At 72.1% G+C, this 17,754-nt stretch carries 16 protein-coding genes; 12 read left to right on the top strand and 4 right to left on the bottom strand.

What is annotated here, in order from left to right:
* Positions 1–353: 353 nt before the first annotated feature.
* From ACGF3J_RS21795 to ACGF3J_RS21785, 3 genes are all read left to right on the top strand, one after another.
* Entirely contained in the window at positions 354–1,433 is a 1,080-nt protein-coding gene (locus tag ACGF3J_RS21795; RefSeq protein ID WP_161327407.1) for a DUF6215 domain-containing protein, read from the top strand.
* Between the two features lie 173 nt (positions 1,434–1,606).
* Entirely contained in the window at positions 1,607–3,835 is a 2,229-nt protein-coding gene (locus tag ACGF3J_RS21790; RefSeq protein WP_161327408.1) for an MMPL family transporter, read from the top strand.
* A gap of 148 nt (positions 3,836–3,983) precedes the next feature.
* The gene (locus ACGF3J_RS21785; protein WP_161327409.1) at positions 3,984–4,166 is read left to right on the top strand and encodes a DUF6480 family protein; all 183 of its coding nucleotides are present in this window, start codon (positions 3,984–3,986) and stop codon (positions 4,164–4,166) included.
* Between the two features lie 13 nt (positions 4,167–4,179).
* On the opposite strand, the gene ACGF3J_RS21780 is transcribed toward ACGF3J_RS21785, so the two are convergent.
* Positions 4,180–4,683, bottom strand: coding sequence for a MarR family winged helix-turn-helix transcriptional regulator (locus tag ACGF3J_RS21780; protein ID WP_161327410.1), 504 nt, complete (start codon positions 4,681–4,683; stop codon positions 4,180–4,182).
* 95 nt (positions 4,684–4,778) lie between these two features.
* Here ACGF3J_RS21780 and ACGF3J_RS21775 point away from each other — a divergent pair, with 95 nt between their 5' ends.
* Positions 4,779–5,204 (top strand): Rid family hydrolase, encoded by a 426-nt coding sequence (locus ACGF3J_RS21775; RefSeq protein ID WP_161327411.1) that lies wholly within the window; start codon positions 4,779–4,781, stop codon positions 5,202–5,204.
* Between the two features lie 16 nt (positions 5,205–5,220).
* Here the strand turns inward: ACGF3J_RS21775 and ACGF3J_RS21770 are convergent, their stop codons facing one another.
* A complete protein-coding gene (locus tag ACGF3J_RS21770; protein ID WP_346346004.1) occupies positions 5,221–6,189 on the bottom strand; it encodes a DUF3500 domain-containing protein in 969 nt (322 codons plus the stop codon).
* Between the two features lie 201 nt (positions 6,190–6,390).
* Here ACGF3J_RS21770 and tsaD point away from each other — a divergent pair, with 201 nt between their 5' ends.
* From tsaD to ACGF3J_RS21745, 5 genes are all read left to right on the top strand, one after another.
* Complete coding sequence (gene tsaD, locus ACGF3J_RS21765) at positions 6,391–7,461, top strand: tRNA (adenosine(37)-N6)-threonylcarbamoyltransferase complex transferase subunit TsaD (RefSeq protein ID WP_202557728.1); 1,071 nt, start codon at positions 6,391–6,393, stop codon at positions 7,459–7,461.
* Between the two features lie 85 nt (positions 7,462–7,546).
* Entirely contained in the window at positions 7,547–10,192 is a 2,646-nt protein-coding gene (alaS, locus tag ACGF3J_RS21760; protein ID WP_161327413.1) for an alanine--tRNA ligase, read from the top strand.
* Between the two features lie 148 nt (positions 10,193–10,340).
* A complete protein-coding gene (locus tag ACGF3J_RS21755; protein ID WP_161331260.1) occupies positions 10,341–10,919 on the top strand; it encodes a dienelactone hydrolase family protein in 579 nt (192 codons plus the stop codon).
* Between the two features lie 43 nt (positions 10,920–10,962).
* Positions 10,963–11,706 (top strand): hypothetical protein, encoded by a 744-nt coding sequence (locus tag ACGF3J_RS21750; protein ID WP_237552739.1) that lies wholly within the window; start codon positions 10,963–10,965, stop codon positions 11,704–11,706.
* A 118-nt stretch (positions 11,707–11,824) separates the two neighbouring features.
* On the top strand, positions 11,825–12,382 hold the full coding sequence (locus ACGF3J_RS21745) for a dihydrofolate reductase family protein (protein ID WP_161331261.1): 558 nt from the start codon (positions 11,825–11,827) through the stop codon (positions 12,380–12,382).
* Between the two features lie 285 nt (positions 12,383–12,667).
* On the opposite strand, the gene ACGF3J_RS21740 is transcribed toward ACGF3J_RS21745, so the two are convergent.
* On the bottom strand, positions 12,668–13,810 hold the full coding sequence (locus ACGF3J_RS21740) for a phosphatidylserine/phosphatidylglycerophosphate/cardiolipin synthase family protein (RefSeq protein WP_237552740.1): 1,143 nt from the start codon (positions 13,808–13,810) through the stop codon (positions 12,668–12,670).
* A gap of 320 nt (positions 13,811–14,130) precedes the next feature.
* On the opposite strand from ACGF3J_RS21740, the gene ACGF3J_RS21735 reads away from it, so the two are divergent.
* Positions 14,131–15,030, top strand: coding sequence for a virginiamycin B lyase (locus ACGF3J_RS21735; protein ID WP_393854502.1), 900 nt, complete (start codon positions 14,131–14,133; stop codon positions 15,028–15,030).
* A 13-nt stretch (positions 15,031–15,043) separates the two neighbouring features.
* On the opposite strand, the gene ACGF3J_RS21730 is transcribed toward ACGF3J_RS21735, so the two are convergent.
* A complete protein-coding gene (locus ACGF3J_RS21730; RefSeq protein WP_393854501.1) occupies positions 15,044–15,712 on the bottom strand; it encodes a TetR/AcrR family transcriptional regulator in 669 nt (222 codons plus the stop codon).
* Between the two features lie 56 nt (positions 15,713–15,768).
* Here ACGF3J_RS21730 and ACGF3J_RS21725 point away from each other — a divergent pair, with 56 nt between their 5' ends.
* Both ACGF3J_RS21725 and ACGF3J_RS21720 read left to right on the top strand, forming a co-directional pair.
* Positions 15,769–17,304 carry an MFS transporter gene (locus tag ACGF3J_RS21725; RefSeq protein WP_393854500.1) on the top strand — a complete coding sequence of 512 codons (1,536 nt, stop codon included), beginning with the start codon at positions 15,769–15,771 and terminating at the stop codon, positions 17,302–17,304.
* Positions 17,301–17,723 (top strand): cupin domain-containing protein, encoded by a 423-nt coding sequence (locus tag ACGF3J_RS21720; RefSeq protein WP_161332252.1) that lies wholly within the window; start codon positions 17,301–17,303, stop codon positions 17,721–17,723. Before ACGF3J_RS21725 ends, ACGF3J_RS21720 begins: the two co-directional genes overlap by 4 nt.
* The last annotated feature ends 31 nt before the right edge of the window (positions 17,724–17,754 follow it).

The raw sequence follows: 17,754 nt of genomic DNA, 5'->3' as shown, positions 1-17,754 counted from the left end.
TCGGATGTTAGGTCAGGCGGGCAGACGAGCAGCAGAGGGAGCGGTTGTGACCTTGTTCTCTCCGTGTGTGTGACATGAGCCGCTCACGCGCTCGGTCGTCCGGAGCGGGCAGCGTCAGGACGGTCCGGCAGTGCGGTGCCGGCGCCCGGCCCCGGGTCGCGCGGGTGACGGTCCTCTTCCCTCCGGCGGGGATGGTCGTCCACAGCGATGCGCCGCGTCAACGGGGCGGCGCCGCCCTCGAACCGGTGCCACGTGCGCCGCCGGCGACCATCACCCGGACGGCACCCGCGGTCCGAGCCGGAACTATGGCTTCCACCACAGCCATTGCGATCTTGGCCTGGTGAGATTGCCGGATGCTCGGTTTCCTCCTCCGGCTCCTGCCCTTCTGGGTCCGCGAGCCGCTGTTCATCGTGGTCGGGGCCGTGTTCGGCGTACGCCTCGTGCATCTCGCCCTCCGCGACGACACATGGGTGCCGGCCGGGATCGGCGCGGTGTTCCTGGTGTTCACCGCGGTGCGCGTCCGCACGGTGGTCCGTGCACTGCGCGCCCGCCGGAACCCGGGCCCGGCGGCCCCGGTGGACTCGGCGGACGGGGCAACGTCCGCCGCCCCTGTCCGGGCGCAGGCGCCCACGCAGGCGCCGACTCAGGCGCCGATTCACGCGCCGGCGGTGCAGCGTCCCACCCCGTCCGTGCCGGAGAAGGAACCCAACGCGTGGGCCCAGGCCGTCGCGGCCGTGGCCGTGTTCGCGGCGCTCGGTGGCGCAGTGTGGCTCGGCCCGCGTCTGCAGGCCTCCGAGAACGACAGCACGCCGCAGGCCGCCTCGTGTTCGAGCGGGGAGGGCGAGGAACTGCCGAGCGCCTACGCGAAGAACCGCGAGGCGGTGACCGGCGACGAGCTGTGCGAGGCGCTCAACATGCCCGGCCTGGCCCAGCTCCTGGGAACACCCGCCGAGACCGCCACCGCGGCGTCCGGCACGAGCAACACCGCGCCCCTGACCGACGGGAGGGTCGCCCAGCCGGAGGCCCAGGTCCAGTTCGACACCTACACCGTGCACGTCTCGGCCACGTACAACAAGCTGTCGATCGACCAGTACGTGAATCTGATGAAGTACGGGCAGGAGACGGACGTCAGGAGGCTCGAGGTCCTCGGCCGGCCCGCGGTCCTCGGCCGGCCCGCGGTCCTCGGCCGGCCCGCGGTCCTCGCCTCGGATCACACCATGAAGATCGAGATCGATCTCGGGAGCGGCGGTTCCGGCGGACCGGTAGAGCAGGGCCCGCCGGCCAGAACGCTGTCCGTGGCCTTCGACGCGAAGGACCGGGGCGGCTACTTCGACATCACCGTGTGGAGCGCGACCGGAGCCCTCCCGGACGACGGCGCCCTCGTCGGCATCGCCGAGAAGATCCTCCCGGCGATCCCCGAACGGAGTGTGTGAGAGGCGGTCGGGGATCGCATCTGCCACCCGAATTCAAGGTGTGAGAAACACCTGACAGTGTCAAGTAAATCTCGCACTGCCAAAGCCCCTTGCTGCCTGGCTACCTTCAGGGCCACACCCCCGCCACCCGCGCGGGCCCAGGGTTCACGCCGTCAGAATGCAAGGAGAAGTGCGTGTTTGAACGCATAGCCGAATTGGCGGTCCGCCGGTCCCGGCTGGTACTCGTCATCACCGCCGTGGCCGTGGTCCTCATGGGAGTTCTGGGCGCCGGCGCGTTCGGCAAGCTCCTGCCCGGTGGCTTCGACGACCCGTCCTCCCAGTCCAGCAGGGCCAAGGCGGTCATCAGCGACAAGTTCGGCGGGGAGTCCAACCTGGTCCTGCTGGTCCGGGCCCCGGAGGGCGGCGTCGACACCGAGGCCGTCAAGCGGCAGGGCACGGAACTGGCGGCCGACCTGAGGAAGGAGGACACGGTCGCGAACGTCGTCTCGTACTGGGACACGGGCAACCCGGACCTCCGATCCAGGGACGGCGACCAGGCGATGGTGCTCGCCCATGTGAAGGGCGGTGACACGGAGGAGCGGGAGAACGCCAAGGAGATCATCGACGAGTACACCGGTGCGAAGGGCGCCGGGCTCACCGTCGAGGCCGGCGGCAGCGCTGCCGTGGGCGACGACATGGGGACCTACTCCTCCGAGGACCTCGTCCTCGCCGAGGCGATCGCGCTGCCCCTGACCCTCCTGCTGCTCCTCCTCGTCTTCGGCAGTGTGGTCTCGGCCCTGCTGCCGCTGGTCATCGGGCTCATCGCGATCGTGGGCACGTTCGCGGAACTCTTCCTCCTCGGCAGCGTCACCAGCATCTCCATCACCGCCACCAACCTGACCACGGCCCTGGGACTCGGCCTCGGCATCGACTACGCCCTGCTGATGGTCAGCCGGTTCCGCGAACGGCTCGCGAAGGGTGCGAGCGTGGACGACGCCGTCCGGCACACCGTGCACACCGCGGGCCGCACCGTCGCCTTCTCCGCCGCCACGGTGGCGGTCGCGCTCGCCGCTCTGCTGGTGTTCCCGCAGTACTTCCTGCGCTCGTTCGGATACGCCGGGGTCGGTGTGGTCGCCATCGCCGCCATCAGCACCCTGTTCGTGATGCCGGCCCTGCTCAAGGTCCTGGGGCACCGGGTCAACAAGGGGCAGCTGCCGTGGGTGAGGAACGCGAGGCGGCAGGACTCCGGGGTCCCCTTCTGGGGCCGGCTGGCCCGTACGGCCATGCGGCGTCCCGCCCTCACCGCGCTGCCGGTGCTCGCGGTGCTGCTGCTGGCGGCGAGTCCGCTGCTGGGCGTCACCATCGGTATCGCCGACGAGCGCTCCCTGCCCGAGGACGCCAGGAGCCGCCAGGTCTCGGCCGAACTGGAGAAGAACTTCAACGGCAGCGACGCGGCGGCCATCCACGTGGTCATGGACAAGGCGGTCGACAGGACACCGCTGGACTCCTACGCGGGCAGGCTCTCGCAGCTCGACGGCGTGGTCCGCGTCGAGGCGTCCACCGGGACCTACACCGACGGTCGGGCCGCGGCGCCCGGTCCGCGCAACGCCGCGCTGGGCCGCCCCGAGGCGCAGCGGATCGACGTGGTGAGCGACCTGACACCGATGTCGGACGCCGCCCAGGACCTGGTCAAGGACGTGCGAGCGGTCGAAGCGCCGGAGGGGACGGACCCCTTGGCGGGCGGCAGGGACGCCGCACTGGTCGACTCCAAGGACTCCATCAGCGGCCTGATTCCCCTGGCCGGCGGGCTGATCGCGCTCACCACCCTCATCCTGCTGTTCCTGTTCACCGGCAGCGTGGTGCAGCCGCTGCGGGCGCTGGTGCTCAACATCGTCAGCCTGGGAGCGGCCCTCGGCGTCATGACGTGGATGTTCCAGGACGGCCACCTCTCCGGCCTGTTCGGCTTCACGCCGCAGCCGATGGAGGTGTCCATGACGCTGCTGATGTTCTGCATCGCCTTCGGCCTCTCGATGGACTACGAGGTGTTCGTCACCAGCCGGATCAAGGAGCTGCACGACGAGGGCGCGGACAACGAGACCGCGGTGGTCGACGGGCTCGGGCACACGGGACGCATCGTCAGCGCGGCGGCCTGCCTGCTGGCGGTGAGCTTCTTCGCCTTCGGGACGGCAGGCATCAGCTACATGCAGATGTTCGGTCTGGGCAGCGGACTGGCCATCCTCATCGACGCCGTCGCCGTCCGCGGCGTACTCGTGCCTGCCGCGATGCGCGTGCTCGGCCGCTCGGCCTGGTACGCGCCACCGCTCCTGCGCAGGGCGCACGACCGCTTCGGCCTCAGCGAGGGCGGCCACGAGCCGGCGCCCCGGGCGCGGCGGACGCACGAGAAGGACCCCACGGGAGTCTGATCCCGGCGACGGTGATCACCCCGGCGGGCGCCCGGTCCCGGCAGTGACAGTCGTGTCACTGCCGGGACCTTCGTCCTCCGCTTCCGCGTCCGCGGGGTGCGTGCGGGCAGCGGATGCGTACCCCGGGTGTCTGCAGGAACCTGGAAACATGACAGAACCGCTCGTGCCCCCCGGAGAGACCCCTCCCGTCGAAGGCTCCACGGCCGAGGCCCACGAGGAGCGCCCCGACGGCGGCATCTGGGAGCACCCCCGCGTCTGGACGTGGATCATCCTCATCGGCGCGGTGATCTTCGCTGCCTTCTTCGTCGCCCGCGCCGTGTCCCTGATGTGACCGGCTCCGTCCGTCAGCCGAAGTCGTCGGGGACGATGCGGAGCCGCTGTGCGATGCGCGCGAGTGCCTTCTGGTCGGTGGTGTTGAGCGAGTCGAGGACGACCCGGCGTACGGAGCGCAGGTGGGTGGGGGCTGCCTGGTGCACGGTGTCGAAGCCGGTGTCGGTGAGCTCGGCGAGCGTGTAGCGGCCGTCGGCCGGGTCGGGGGTCCGTACGATCCAGCCCCGCTGTTCACAGCGTTTGACGACGTTGGACAGGCGGGAGAGCGAGCCGCTGGCGAGGAAGGCCAGCTCTCCCATGCGCAGCTTGCGCTGCGGAGCCTCGGAGAGGTGGCTGAGTACGAGGTACTCGAACAGGGTGAGGCCGTGCTCCTGCCGCAGCGGTGACTCCAGCTTGCCGGGCAGCAGCAGGACGAGGGAGATCAGCCCCGTCCACGCCGCCTTCTCCTGCTCGTCGAGCCATCGCGGCTCCTGGTCGTCCTCGTGTTCTCCGGTGCCGCTCACGGGCCCTCCCGCCATCACTTTGCGCTTGAAGTCATCGCTTGCTAGTCTCACTTTACGCGTGAAGTCATGTCATGGGAAACGCGGCCCTACGGACAGGAAGCGGGATCATCATGAGCACCGTCACTTTCGGCGTCACCCCGGGCTTCGGCGAGAAGCTCCACGAGGCCCTCGGCTACAGCGGAGCCGTCCGCGTCGGCGACCGGGTGGAGATCTCCGGCCAGGCCGGGGTGGACGACGATCTGGTCATCCCCGACGCGCTGGAGGACGAGATCGTCCAGGCCTTCGACAACGTGGAGCGCACGCTCGCCACGGTGGGCGCGACGTGGAAGGACGTCATCCACGTCAACTCGTACCACAAGGTCGCGCCGGGGGACGACGTCATCGGCGACGACCACAACAGGGTGATGGCCGAGCAGTTCCGCCGTCGCCTCGGCGGCCGCGCGCCGATCTGGACCGAGACCGGCGTCACGGTCCTCGGCCTCGCCGCCATGCGTGTGGAGATCCGCGTCACCGCCGTCGTCGGATCCGGGAGCTGAACGGTGGGCCACCGCGTCAAGCGTGCTGCTCCGTGTAGTGCCTCCGGAGCAGATCCGTTCCCCAGTCGTGGCGGATGTGGCGCCAGACCGAGTGGGCGTGGTTGCCGTCGTCCTGGGTGTTGTCGTACTCGATGAGGAAATCCGGGGCCCGGACGCAGTAGTAGTGCCGGTCCCCGGGGGCGAGGCCGCCGGCCCAGGCGAAGGAGACCGACCCCAGTCCGTTGGTCACGGCGTCCGACCAGCACTCCCGCGCGTACGCCGCGGGCGCGCGGTCGAGGTAGCGGCGCACCAGGGACTCCAGGAGGCGCTGCTGACCTGGCGTCATGCGGTCGTGGGTCAGGCCGTCCGGCAGGACGGACGGATCGGCGAACGGATCGTCCCGGGTCAGGATGTCGTCCGGGGGTGTGGCGGCGAAGACCGCCTCGGCCCGCGCACCGCCGTCCAGGCCCGTGATCAGCTCTCTGGCCAGGTCCTCCTCCGGGCCCAGGAGCCGGAGACCGGCATGAGGGCCGCTGTCGACGCGGGCCGGTTCCGAGCCGACGAAGTGCGGCGTCACCCGGATCCCGGCCGCCGTGACCAGGACGTGCACCGCGAGGTGGTGGCCGTTCATCCGCCAGCCCCACGGTTCGTCGCCGCCCGGGTCGCCGAGCAGTCGCACCCAGTAGCGGTCCGCGCCCACGGACCCCTGCCGGGCGCGGCGATGCCGTTCCACCTCGATCGCCCCGCGCGCCAGCTCCGCTCCCGGCGCGCTGTGCGCCGTGGCCAGGAGCGCGTCGACCGCCTCGCGCTGCCGGGCGTCGAGCCCCTCGGTGGAGAGCCCGGGGCGCGGGCCCGGCAGGTACGTCCACTCACGCAGCTCCGGCGCGTCCAACCGGACGGGCCCCGAGCGCAGTTCACGCACCTGCTCCGGCTCCAGGGCGGCCAGCAGCGCACGAGCCGCCTCCCGCATCCCGGAGGCGATGTGCTTCGACGGAGTCTCGCCCACGCCTCTCCTCCCGCCTACGGCCACTCGGCCGGCGGCGGGTCTCATTCTGCGCGCGGAATCCCGTACCCGCATGGCTTCGCGGTCAGGCGGCGCTCGGCGTGCACGCGCTCGCCGTCGCCCTCGGACGGACCGGACGTTTCTGCCCGCACCTATTGCACATATATTGCAGTTGCGGACCATGTGCAGAAGGAGATGTGCCCGATGGGCGGACCAGTGGTACTCGGGATCGAGTCCTCGTGCGACGAGACCGGAGCCGGGATCGTCCAGGACGGAAGGCTGCTCGCCCACGTCGTGGCGTCGAGCATGGACGAGTACGCCCGCTTCGGCGGGGTCGTGCCCGAGATCGCCGCCCGGGCGCATCTCGAGGCGTTCACCCCGGTCGTGCGTGAGGCCCTCGACCGGGCAGGGCTCGGACTCGGCCGGATCGACGCCGTCGCCGTCACGACCGGCCCGGGGCTCTCCGGCGCCCTCCAGGTCGGCCTCGCCGGAGCCAAGTCGCTCGCCTACGGGGCGGGGGTGCCGCTGTACGGGGTGCATCACCTGGCCGGACACGTCGCCGCGGACACGCTGGAGCACGGGCCGCTGCCCACCCCGTGCGTCGTGCTGATCGTCTCCGGCGGACACACCTCGCTGCTCCTCGTACGGGACCTGGTACGTGAGCCGATCCTGCACCTCGGGGACACCCTCGACGACGCGGCGGGGGAGTGCTTCGACAAGGTCGCCCGCATCCTCGGCCTGCCCTATCCGGGCGGGCCCGCGATCGACCGCGCGGCACGGGAGGGCGACCCCCGCGCCGTCGACTTCCCCCGCCCCCTCACGCGCCCCGGCGACGACCCGTACGCCTTCTCCTTCTCGGGGCTCAAGACGGCCGCGGCCCGATGGGTCGAGAAGCAGCGGCTGCGCGGCGAGGAGGTGCCGGTGGCCGACGGTGCCGCCGCCCTGCAGGAGGCCGTCGCGGACGTGCTGACCCGCAAGGCGCTCGCCGCCTGCCGTGCCCACGACGTGCGGACACTGATCGTGGTCGGCGGCGTGGCCGCGAACTCCCGGGTCCGGGGCCTGGCCGAGGAACGCTGCGCCGCGGCCGGGATCGAGCTGCGAGTGCCGCCCATGACGCTGTGCACGGACAACGGCGCCATGATCGCGGCCGTCGGTGACCTCCTCGTCCGCGCCGGCGCCGAGCCCGCGCCACTGGAGGTGTCCATCGATCCGTCGGCGCCGCTGGAGTACGCCTCCCTGACGCCGCTCCCGGCCCTCTCGCCGCAGACCGCCTGATGCCGGCCGACGCCGCACCCGACACCCGGCCCGCCGCCCACCCGGCCGCGCCCCTTCCGACCCCTCGACCGGAGCAGTGAGACCCTTGCGTACCGCCGACATCCGCCAGCGCTTCCTCGACTTCTTCGCCGCGCGCGGCCACACCGTGGTGCCCAGCGCGCCGCTGCCCACCCCCGATCCGACGCTGCTGTTCGTCAACGCCGGCATGGTGCCGTTCAAGCCCTACCTGACCGGCGAACAGGCCGCGCCGTACCCCCGGGCCACGAGCGTGCAGAAGTGCATCCGCACGCTCGACATCGAAGAGGTCGGCAGGACCACCCGGCACGGCTCCTTCTTCCAGATGAACGGCAACTTCTCCTTCGGCGACTACTTCAAGGAGGAGGCCATCGCCCTCGCCTGGGAGCTGTCGACGCGGACGCCGGCCGAGGGCGGCTACGGGCTGGACCCGGAGAAGATCTGGGTGACCGTCCACCACTCCGACACCGACGCCCGCGCCATCTGGCGCGAGGCCGCGGGTCTGCCGGACGAGCGGATCGTCGCCCGGGGGGACGAGGACAACTTCTGGTCCATGGGCGTGCCCGGCCCCTGCGGCCCCTGCTCGGAGCTGTACTACGACCGGGGTCCGGCCCTCGGCCGCGAGGGCGGACCGGCGGTCGACGAGGACCGGTACATGGAGTTCTGGAACCTCGTCTTCATGCAGTACGAGCGCGGCGAGGGCACCGGCAAGTCCGGCTACCCGATCCTCGGCGAACTGCCCCGCCGCAACATCGACACCGGCATGGGCCTGGAGCGGATGGCCACCCTCCTCCAGGGCAAGGACAACCTGTACGAGATCGACGAGACCCGGCCCGTCCTCGACCGGGCCGCCGACCTGGCCGGCGTCCGCTACGGCGCCGGCCCGCAGGCGGACGTCCGCCTGCGCGTGGTCGCCGACCACGTCCGCACCGCCCTCATGCTGCTCGCCGACGGCACCACCCCCGGCAACGAGGGCCGCGGCTACGTCCTGCGCCGCATCCTGCGCCGCTCGGTCCGCTCCATGCGCCAGCTCGGCTTCCAGGATCCCGTCCTGCCCGAACTGCTGCCGGTCGCGCGCGACTGCATGGCCCCCTCCTACCCGGAGGTCACCGAAGCGTTCGCCCGGATCGCCGACCAGGCGTACGGGGAGGAGGACGCCTTCCGCACCACCCTCAAGCAGGGCACCACCGTCCTGGACACGGCCGTCACCAAGGTCAAGGAGGAAGGCGGCAATTCCCTGCCCGGCGCGCAGGCGTTCCTGCTCCACGACACCTACGGCTTCCCCATCGACCTCACCCTGGAGATGGCCGCCGAACAGGGAGTCGAGGTCGACCGCGACGGCTTCACCGCCCTGATGAACGAGCAGCGCGAGCGCGCCCGCGCCGACGCCCGGGCCCGCAAGTCCGGCGGCGCGGCCGACACCGCCGCACTCCGCGGCGTCCTGGACGCCCACGGGCCGACCGACTGGCGGGCCTGGGACACCCTGTCGACCGAGTCCACCGTCCTCGCCGTTCTGGGCGCGAACGGGACCACCCCGGTGGCCCGGGAGGGCGAGCTCGCCACCGTCGTCCTCGACCGCTCCCCGTTCTACGCCGAGTCCGGCGGCCAGGACAGCGACGCCGGGCGGATCTCCGGCGCCTCCGGCGAGGCCGAGGTCATCGACGTCCAGCGCCCCCTGCCCGGCCTGGTCGTCCACCGCGTCCGCGTCACGGCGGGTGAACTGGCCACCGGAGACGCGGTCGTGGCCGCCGTCGACGCCGAGTGGCGGCTCGGCGCCCGCCAGGCCCACTCCGGCACCCACGTCCTGCACGCCGCGCTGCGCGAGATCCTCGGCCCGAACGCCCTGCAGTCCGGCTCCTACAACCGTCCCGGTCACCTCCGCCTCGACTTCCCCTGGCGCGGCGCCCTCTCCCCGGCCGTCCGCGGCGAGATCGAGGAGGCCGCCAACCGCGCCCTGCGCCGCGACCTCGCGGTGGACGTCCGCTGGATGACCCTCCCCGAGGCCAGGGAACTCGGCGCGCTCGCCCTGTTCGACGAGACGTACGGCGAGCAGGTCCGCGTCGTCGAGATCGGCGGCGCCTGGTCGCGCGAGCTGTGCGGCGGCACCCACGTCGAGCACGCCGCGCAGATCGGCACCGTCGCCCTCACCGGCGAGTCCTCCGTCGGCGCCGGAATGCGCCGGCTGGAGGCCGCGGTCGGCATCGAGGGCTTCGGCTACCTCGCGCGCGAACGCGACCTGGTGAGCCGCATCGCGGAACAGCTGAACGCACCCCGCGCCGAACTCCCCGACCGGATCGCCGCCCTGCTGGACCGGCTCAAGGCCGCCGACCGGGAGAACGCCCGCCTGAAGAGCCGGGCCACCACGGCCCGTGCCGGCGAACTCGCCGGGCAGGCCGTCGACACCGGCGGCACACTCGTCGTCACCACCATCGCCGAGGGCGGCGCCGACGAGGCCCGCGCCCTGGCCATGGCGGTACGCGACCGCCTGCCCACCAACACGCCCGGAGCCGTCGCCGTGGGAACGGGCCAGGGCGCGGTGGTCGTGGCCCTCAACAAGAAGGCCCGGGAGGCCGGGCTGAACGCGGCCACGCTGGTCAAGGCGCTTCTCGACGGCCGTGGTGGCGGCTCCCCCGAACTCGCCCAGGGCGGCGGCCTGCCCGCCGACCGGGTCACCGGCGTCCTCGCCACCCTTCCCCGGCTCGTCGCCGGACACTGACACCGGGGGAGGGCCCGGCCCGGCACAGTGCCGGGCCCCTCCCGGCACCTGCCGAAGCGGGTGAGCGCCGAGCCGGACCGGATGTCAGTGCTCCCGGCCATACTCGTGCCGCGGCGCCACCCGGGCACCGCGGCACGAGGGGAGCGACATGGCTGAGGTGCTGGTCTTCCACCACGGACACGGGCTGACCACCGGCGTCCGCGAGTTCGCGGAGCGGTTGCGGCGCGCCGGACACACCGTCCACGCCCCGGACCTGTACGAGGGACAGGTGTTCGACACCCTCGAGGAGGGCATCGCCTACGCCGGGAACACCGGCTTCGGCACGATCACCGCTCGCGGAATCGCCGCCGCCGAGCAGCTGCCGCCGGAGCTGGTCCATGTCGGGTTCTCACTCGGCGTCCTGCCGGCCCAGAAGCTGACCCAGACCCGCCCCGGCGCGAAGGGCGCGGTGCTGCTCGAGTCGTGCGTCCCGGTCACCGAGTTCGGCGGCGCCTGGCCCCGGGACGTCCCGGTCCAGGTCCACGGCATGGACGCGGATCCCTACTTCGCCGGGGAGGGCGACGTGGACGCCGCCCGCGCGCTCGTGGAGACGGCGACGGACGGCGAGCTGTTCCTCTATCCGGGCGACCGGCACCTGTTCACCGACAGCAGCCTGCCCTCCTACGACGAACGGGCCGCGGAGCAGGTCACCCACCGGGTGCTCGGCTTCCTCGACCGCCTCAAGTAGGAGGCGTGGCGACCACCCCTCGAGCCGGGACGACATCGACGTGATGTTCGATAAGCGCTTTCCGCACACCCCGCTCACAGTGATCATTGATCGCATGAACCGCCCTGCGCCCATCAGTCGCCTTTCCCTGAGGCACGCGATACCGCATCCCCTCGCGATCGAGCAGTGGGCGGAGGTGCGCCCGCTGATCGACGGCCGGGACGTGCTGGCAGCGATCCATCCCGCAGGGGTGTCGAGCTGCTCACGCCGTGAGTGGTTCGGGCCGGCCGAGGAGTGGCCACTGGCGGCGCTGGAGGAGCCTCGCCGGATCGAGCTGTCCAACAACGACTGCTGCACGGGCTGTTGCGGGGGAGTCTTCGTCACCATCCACCGCCAGGGTGACCTGGTGGTGTGGTCGGCCTGGCAGAACACCCATGACATCCGGGTGCCGGTGCCCGCGGATGTCCGTTTCGACGCGGCTCAGTACGACGCCGAATTGGCGCGCGCCGTTGCCGACACCAGTTGGGAGGAGCCCGTGGACACGGTCGCGCGCCTGCTGACCCGGGAGTTCGGGAAGAGCGGATGGTTCGAACGCTGGGACTGCGCGGTGGAACGGGTGGAGCCCCGGCGGGAGGTGCCCGAAGGGGTGGAGGTGTACTTCGGGCGTCGCCGGGATGCCGGGGCGTACCGCGCTGAATTCGCCTTCGACCTGCCTGTCACGCGGCACGAACCGGCGGGGGAACAGGCCCGGCGATTCATCGGTCTGATCACCGCCGATGACCCCCGCGAGACCGCCGAACCTCTGTAGGGCGGAGCGGCCTCGGACGGGCCGGACGCCGGCGGCCGATCGATGAGTTCCGGGCCCTGCCGGAGTCATGGTTCGCAGGACCGCCGGCAGACTTGCGCGCCCGTACCGAAGGAGAGGCATGGCAAAGCTCATCTACTCGATGGTCACCTCGCTCGACGGCTACGCCGAGGCGGCCGAGGGCGACCTCGGCACCGGGGCCGAGGACCCGGAGGTGCACACCTTCATCAACGACCTCTTCCGCCCCGTCGGCACCTACCTCTACGGCCGGCGGATGTACGAGACCATGGTCTATTGGGAGACCGCGCACACCGAGCCCGGCCAGCCGCCGCACATCCTGCAGTACGCCCGCGACTGGCAGGCCGCCGAGAAGGTCGTGTACTCCACGACGCTCGAGTCGGTGTCCAGCGCGAAGACAAGAATCGAGCGGACCTTCGACCCGGAGGCGGTGCGCCGGCTCAAGGCCGAGGCCGAGGCCGACCTCACCGTCGACGGCCCCAACCTCGCGGCCCAGGCGATCGCGGCCGGTCTGGTGGACGAGTACCACCTGTTCGTCACCACCAGCGTGGTCGGCGGCGGCAAGCGGTTCTTCCCGGACGGCGTGCGCCTCGATCTGGAAATGGTCGAGCAGCGTGCCTTCGACAGCGGACTGATCTACGCGCGCTACCGGACCCGCTGAACCGCACCGGCAGGGCGCCGTGGCCGTTCTGCGGCAGGTCGGGCGGTCGTACGATCCGCCGGTGCCGCGGTCTGACCCGGTGCCCTGCCTACCGCCAGGCGTGGGCGCCCACGAGTTCCTCGGAGACCTGCCAGTCACACCGACTGCTCGTCTACACGGCGGTCCCGGGCAGCGAGAGCCACGACCGGCTGCGTCTCCTCGCGGTTCATCGGGCCGCAGGCGCGGGCACTGCGCTGATCAGGGCCCGGCCCGCGTCGACCGCCGTGCCGACGGTCACCGTCACCGTCACAGGAACCGGCGGATGGGCTGGACGGCTGCCTCGCGGGCGCGCTGGAGCACCGAACGCCGCTTCCAGGCACCCTTGCGGATCGGCTCGGCCGCCGCCTTGTCGGCGTCGAAGTGGGCGTCCAGGGTGGCGGTGAACTCCTCGTCCAGGACGGCCAGCATGACTTCCTCGTCGTGGTCGAGGGAGCGCCGGTTGAAGTTGGTCGACCCGACGAGGGCCGCCGTACGGTCCACGGTGATCACCTTGGCGTGCATCATGGTCGGCTGGTACTCGTAGACCCTCACCCCGCAGGCGAGGAGATCGTCGTAGTAGTGCTGTCCGGCCAGCCGGCAGACGCGCTTGTCGGTGTGCGGGCCGGGCAGCAGGATCTCCACCTCCACGCCGCGCCGTGCGGCGGCGCACAGGAGTTCGATGAAGTAGCGGTCCGGCGAGAAGTAGGCGGTGGTCAGCCGGAAACGCTCCTCGGCGGACTCGATCATGACCCGGATCAGGGTCTGCATGTCCTGCCAGCCGAAGCTGGCCGAGCCGCGCACCACCTGCACCACCGCGTCGCCGTGGGGGTGGTGGGGGGTGAAGCGGTCGCGGTCGTCGAAGAGCTCGTCGTGGCACTCGGCCCAGTTCTGCGCGAACGCGGCCGCGATGCCGTCCACGGCCGGTCCCCGCACCTGGACGTGGGTGTCCCGCCACTCGCCGGGGTTGCGGGCGTCGCCGCACCACTCCTCGGCGATTCCCACGCCGCCGGTGAAGGCCACCTGCTCGTCCACGACCAGGACCTTGCGGTGGCAGCGGTGGTTCTGCTTGAGCGGCGACAGGTGTGCGGGCTTGCGGAACCATGCCACCTGGACGCCGACCCGGTCCATCTCGGCGAGCAGGTCGGTGTCGATGAGCCGGCTGCCGAAGCCGTCGAGGAGTAGCCGCACGCGCACCCCGGCCCGGGCCCGCTCCGCAAGGGCGTGCGCGAATTCGCGCGCGATCTCGCCCTTCCAGTACACGAACGTCATCATGTCCACGGTGTGCTCGGCGGAGCGGATGGCGTCGAGCATGGCCGGGAAGATCTCGTCCCCGTTGCGCAGCGGAAGCAGCGCGTTGCCCTCGGTCGCCGCGATGCCTATCAGGCGCTCCAGGCGGCGCCGTATCCGCATGGCCCGTTCCGTCACCGCACCGTCGTCCGCCGCGCGGGCGGCGGCCGACGGGACCTCCTGGACACTCGTCATCCCTGTTTCCTTTCGAAGCGCGCAAGGGGAAGCGACAGTTCCCGGTGAACCCGCCCCTGAGCCGTCGGCCGACGCCGACGACGCTGCTTCTGCCCTGTCCGCCGCCGTGCATGCGCGCCGTCCCGTGAGGCGTCGCTGCCGGCCGGGCCGCCGGAATAATCGGAGGCGTGGTGGCCGCGGCACGGCTAGCATCCGCAGCCGGGCTCCCCCCCCCCGCCGACCGCCGCCGACCGATCAAGGAAACGCCCATGTCGCGCCGCCCGACCGTTTCGATCGCGGAGTTCTCCGTCTCCGGCCCCGAGGCAGGCCCCTACGGAATCACCGCCGGACCCGACGGCGCGGTGTGGTTCACCATGGTCCACCACGGGCGGATCGGGCGCGTCACCCCCGACGGCGCCACCGACTCCCACGCCCTGGAACCCGCCTCCGGCGGACCGTCGACCATCACGGCGGGGCCCGACGGCGCGCTGTGGTTCACCGAGTTCCGCGGCCACCGGATCGGCCGCATCACCACGGCCGGCGAGGTCACGTCGTTCCCGCTGCCCACGCCGGACGCCGGGCCGTTCGGGATCGTGGCGGGCCCGGACGACGCGCTGTGGTTCACGGAGGCGAGCGCCGACCGCATCGGCCGCGTCACGACCGGCGGTCGGGTCAGCGAGTTTTCCCTCCCCGTCTCGGGTGCTTTCCCCTCGGGTATCGCCGTCGGCCGGGACGACCGGCTGTGGTTCACGATGAACCAGGCGAACGCGATCGGTGCCATCGCTCTCGACGGCGCCGTCGACGTCCATCCGCTGCCGACTCCGGGCGCCGCCCCCGTCGGCATCGCGGCCGGGGCCGACGGCGCCATGTGGTTCGTCGAGATCGGCGCCGGGCGGATCGGGCGGATCACCCCGGACGGCGCGATCGACGAGTTCGCCCTGCCCGACCGCGAGTCCCGGCCGCACGCCATCGCCGCCGGCCCCGACGACAGTTGCTGGTTCACCGAGTGGGGAGCCAACCGGGTCGGGCGGATCACCCCCGACGGCGAGATCGACGAGTACGACCTCCCCACCCCGGCCTCGGAACCCCACGGCATCGTCCAGGGACCGGACGGCGCGATCTGGACCGCCCTGGAGAACGGGACGATCGCCCGCCTGACGGCACTCTGACCGAAGGGCCGGTTCAGCGCCGGGCCGTCAACCCGTCCACCAGGGCCCGGAGGCCGTCCGGATAGGTGTCCTCGGCGGTCAGTGACGCCCAGCGGCCGGCGACCTCGGTCAAGCGGGGCAGTTCGTCCGCGTCGAGGCCGTCGAAGACCTGCTCCCGGTATGTCGGACGGCCGTCGCCCGTGCGTCGCCGGGCCGCCGTCGTCCGGACCACGATCTCTCCCGTGGTGTAGTACCAGATCGCCCGGTAGCCGTGCACGGCCCGCTCGGGAGACAGGCCGCAGGCCACGAGCCCGTCCACGATCTGCTCCACGAACCACAGCGCGGAGGTGGACAGCAGGTCGTCGGCGGTCAGTACCTCCACGATCCAGGGGCAGGCGGCGAGCGCCTCGTGGATCGCGGCGGCGCAGGCGACGACGCGCTCGCGGGGCTCGGCGGGCAGCTCGGGCCGGTGCAGCGTCCGCGCGGCGTAGTCGTCCAGGAGCAGGACGAGCAGCTCTTCCTTGTTGCGTACGTGGTGGTAGAGCGCCATCGGTGTACTGCCGATCTCGGTGGCCAGCCGGCGCATGGTCAGCCGGTCCACGCCGTCGGCGTCCACGATCCGGCGGGCCGCGGCGACGACCTCCTCCCGGGAGATACGGGGTGGCCGGCCTGGGGTTTTGCGCGGTGCGGACGGTTGCGGCATGCCCTCATCATCCCTCAGGTGTCGACAGCGACTGCCGTCCGCTATAGTTTTCTTACATGTATAGAAACTCGAGAGGTCATCCCGGGAGGATCCTGGCGGCGGTGGCCGTGGCCCAGTTCGCGGTCGCCCTGGACCTGTCCGTGGTCAACGTCGCGCTGCCCGCCATGCGCGGCGCGCTGGGCTTCGCGCCGCTCGGACTGTCCTGGGTCGTGCACGCCTACGCGCTGACGCTCGGCGGGTTCCTTCTGCTGGGCGGCCGCGCCGCCGACCTGTTCGGCCGACGCCGGCTCTTCGTGCTGGGCCTGGCCGTCTTCGGACTGTGCTCGCTGGCGGGCGGGGTGGCCCAGGCACCCTGGCAGTTGATCGCCGCGCGCGCCGGTCAGGGACTGGGCGCCGCCGCGGCCGCCCCCGCCGCCCTGGCGATGCTGACCACCACGTTCGCCGAAGGCCCGCGCCGGGTGCGCGCGCTGGGAGTGTGGAGCGCGGTGAACGCCGCGGGCGGCGCACTGGGCGTGCTGGTGGGCGGCTTGCTCACGGAGTACGCGGGCTGGCGCTGGGTGATGCTGGTCAACCTGCCGATCGTGGCCGTGGCCCTCGCGCTGGTTCCCGCCGGAGTCCCGGCCGACGCGCGGCCCGCCCGTCGCGACAGGCTCGATGTGCTCGGCGCCGTCCTCGCCACCTGCGGAGTGACGCTGCTGGTGCTCGGTGTCGTCCGCACCGACGCCGAGGGGTGGGGAGCACCCGTCACCTGGGTGATGCTCGTCGCCGGGGCCGCACTCCTGGCCGCCTTCGTCCGCACCGAGGGCCGGACGTCCGCACCGCTGCTCCGCCTCGGTCTGCTGCGCGGCCGCTGGGTCGCCGGCGCCAACGTGCTGGTGTTCTTCTCCACGGCCGGTCAGTTCGCGGCGTTCTACTTCGTGTCCCTGTACATGCAGCAGGTCCTGGGCATGGGCGCCGCGGCCACCGGCGCCGCGTTCGTCCCCTTCTCCGTGAGCCTGGTCGCGGGCACCCTGGTCGCGACCCGGATCACCTCCGCGCGCACCCCACGGACGTCCCTGGTGCCCGGCTCCCTGCTGGCCGCCGCCGGGCTGGCCTGGTTCGCGTTCATCAGCCCCGACGGCGGCTTCCTCACCGACGTGCTCGGTCCCTGCCTCGTCACCGGGTTCGGCGTCGGTCTGGTCATCGCCCCCATCGTCGCCGCCGCGACGACCGGGGTGGCCCCGCACGAGGCCGGCATGGCCTCCGGTCTCATGAACAGCTCCCGCCAGCTCGGTGGCTGCATCGGGCTGGCGGTCCTGGCCACCCTCGCCCAGCACCGCACCGGCACGGCGACCGGACTCACCGCGCTCAACGACGGCTACGCGCTCGGCCTGGCAGGCGCCGCACTTCTCTTCCTGATCGCGGCCGTCGTGGCGATCCGCGTGCTGCCCGGCGGCCGCGCGGCGCCACCCGGCCCGCGCTCCGAGCCCACCGCGGCGAACGAGGCGGAGCGCGCGGTGAAGAACAGCACCGAGGCACCGAGCCGACGCACCGCGTCGAAGCACCGCACCGATGACGAAGCCGATGACGAACTGGAAGGAACCCCATCATGACCACGACGGCCCTCTCACCCCTCGACCTGTTCACCTCCGCCCTGCACATCGGCCCCGGCGGCGAGGTCCGAGCCGGTGAGCGGCGGATGGCGAGCGGCGGGGCCGGCGCCTGGCAGGTCGCCACGTTCCACGTGGAGAGCGACGCCGACGTGCACGCAGACCACTGGGAGATGCATCCGGAGGCCGACGAGGCGGTGTGCTGCCTGGCCGGCGGTGTCCGCCTCCACCTGCGGCCCACCGGGCCGGAGGCCGTCGAGGAGACGGTCCGGCTGCGGCCGGGCACCGCCGTGATCGTCCCGCGGGGACACTGGCACCGCCTCGAACTGGACGCCCCCAGTGACCTGATGTCCATCACGCTGCGCGCCGGCACCCGCCTGGAGAAGCGCACCGGCCCCGCCGGTGACCCGCCGGTCCACTGAGCCCGTGCCACGCGTCGCGCCGCCCGCGCCG

The sequence above is a fragment of the Streptomyces sp. NPDC048171 genome (genome assembly GCF_043202655.1).
Classification (GTDB): Bacteria; Actinomycetota; Actinomycetes; order Streptomycetales; family Streptomycetaceae; genus Streptomyces.
Note: the sequence above shows the minus strand (reverse complement) of the source record. Positions and strands in the feature narration are given on the sequence as shown.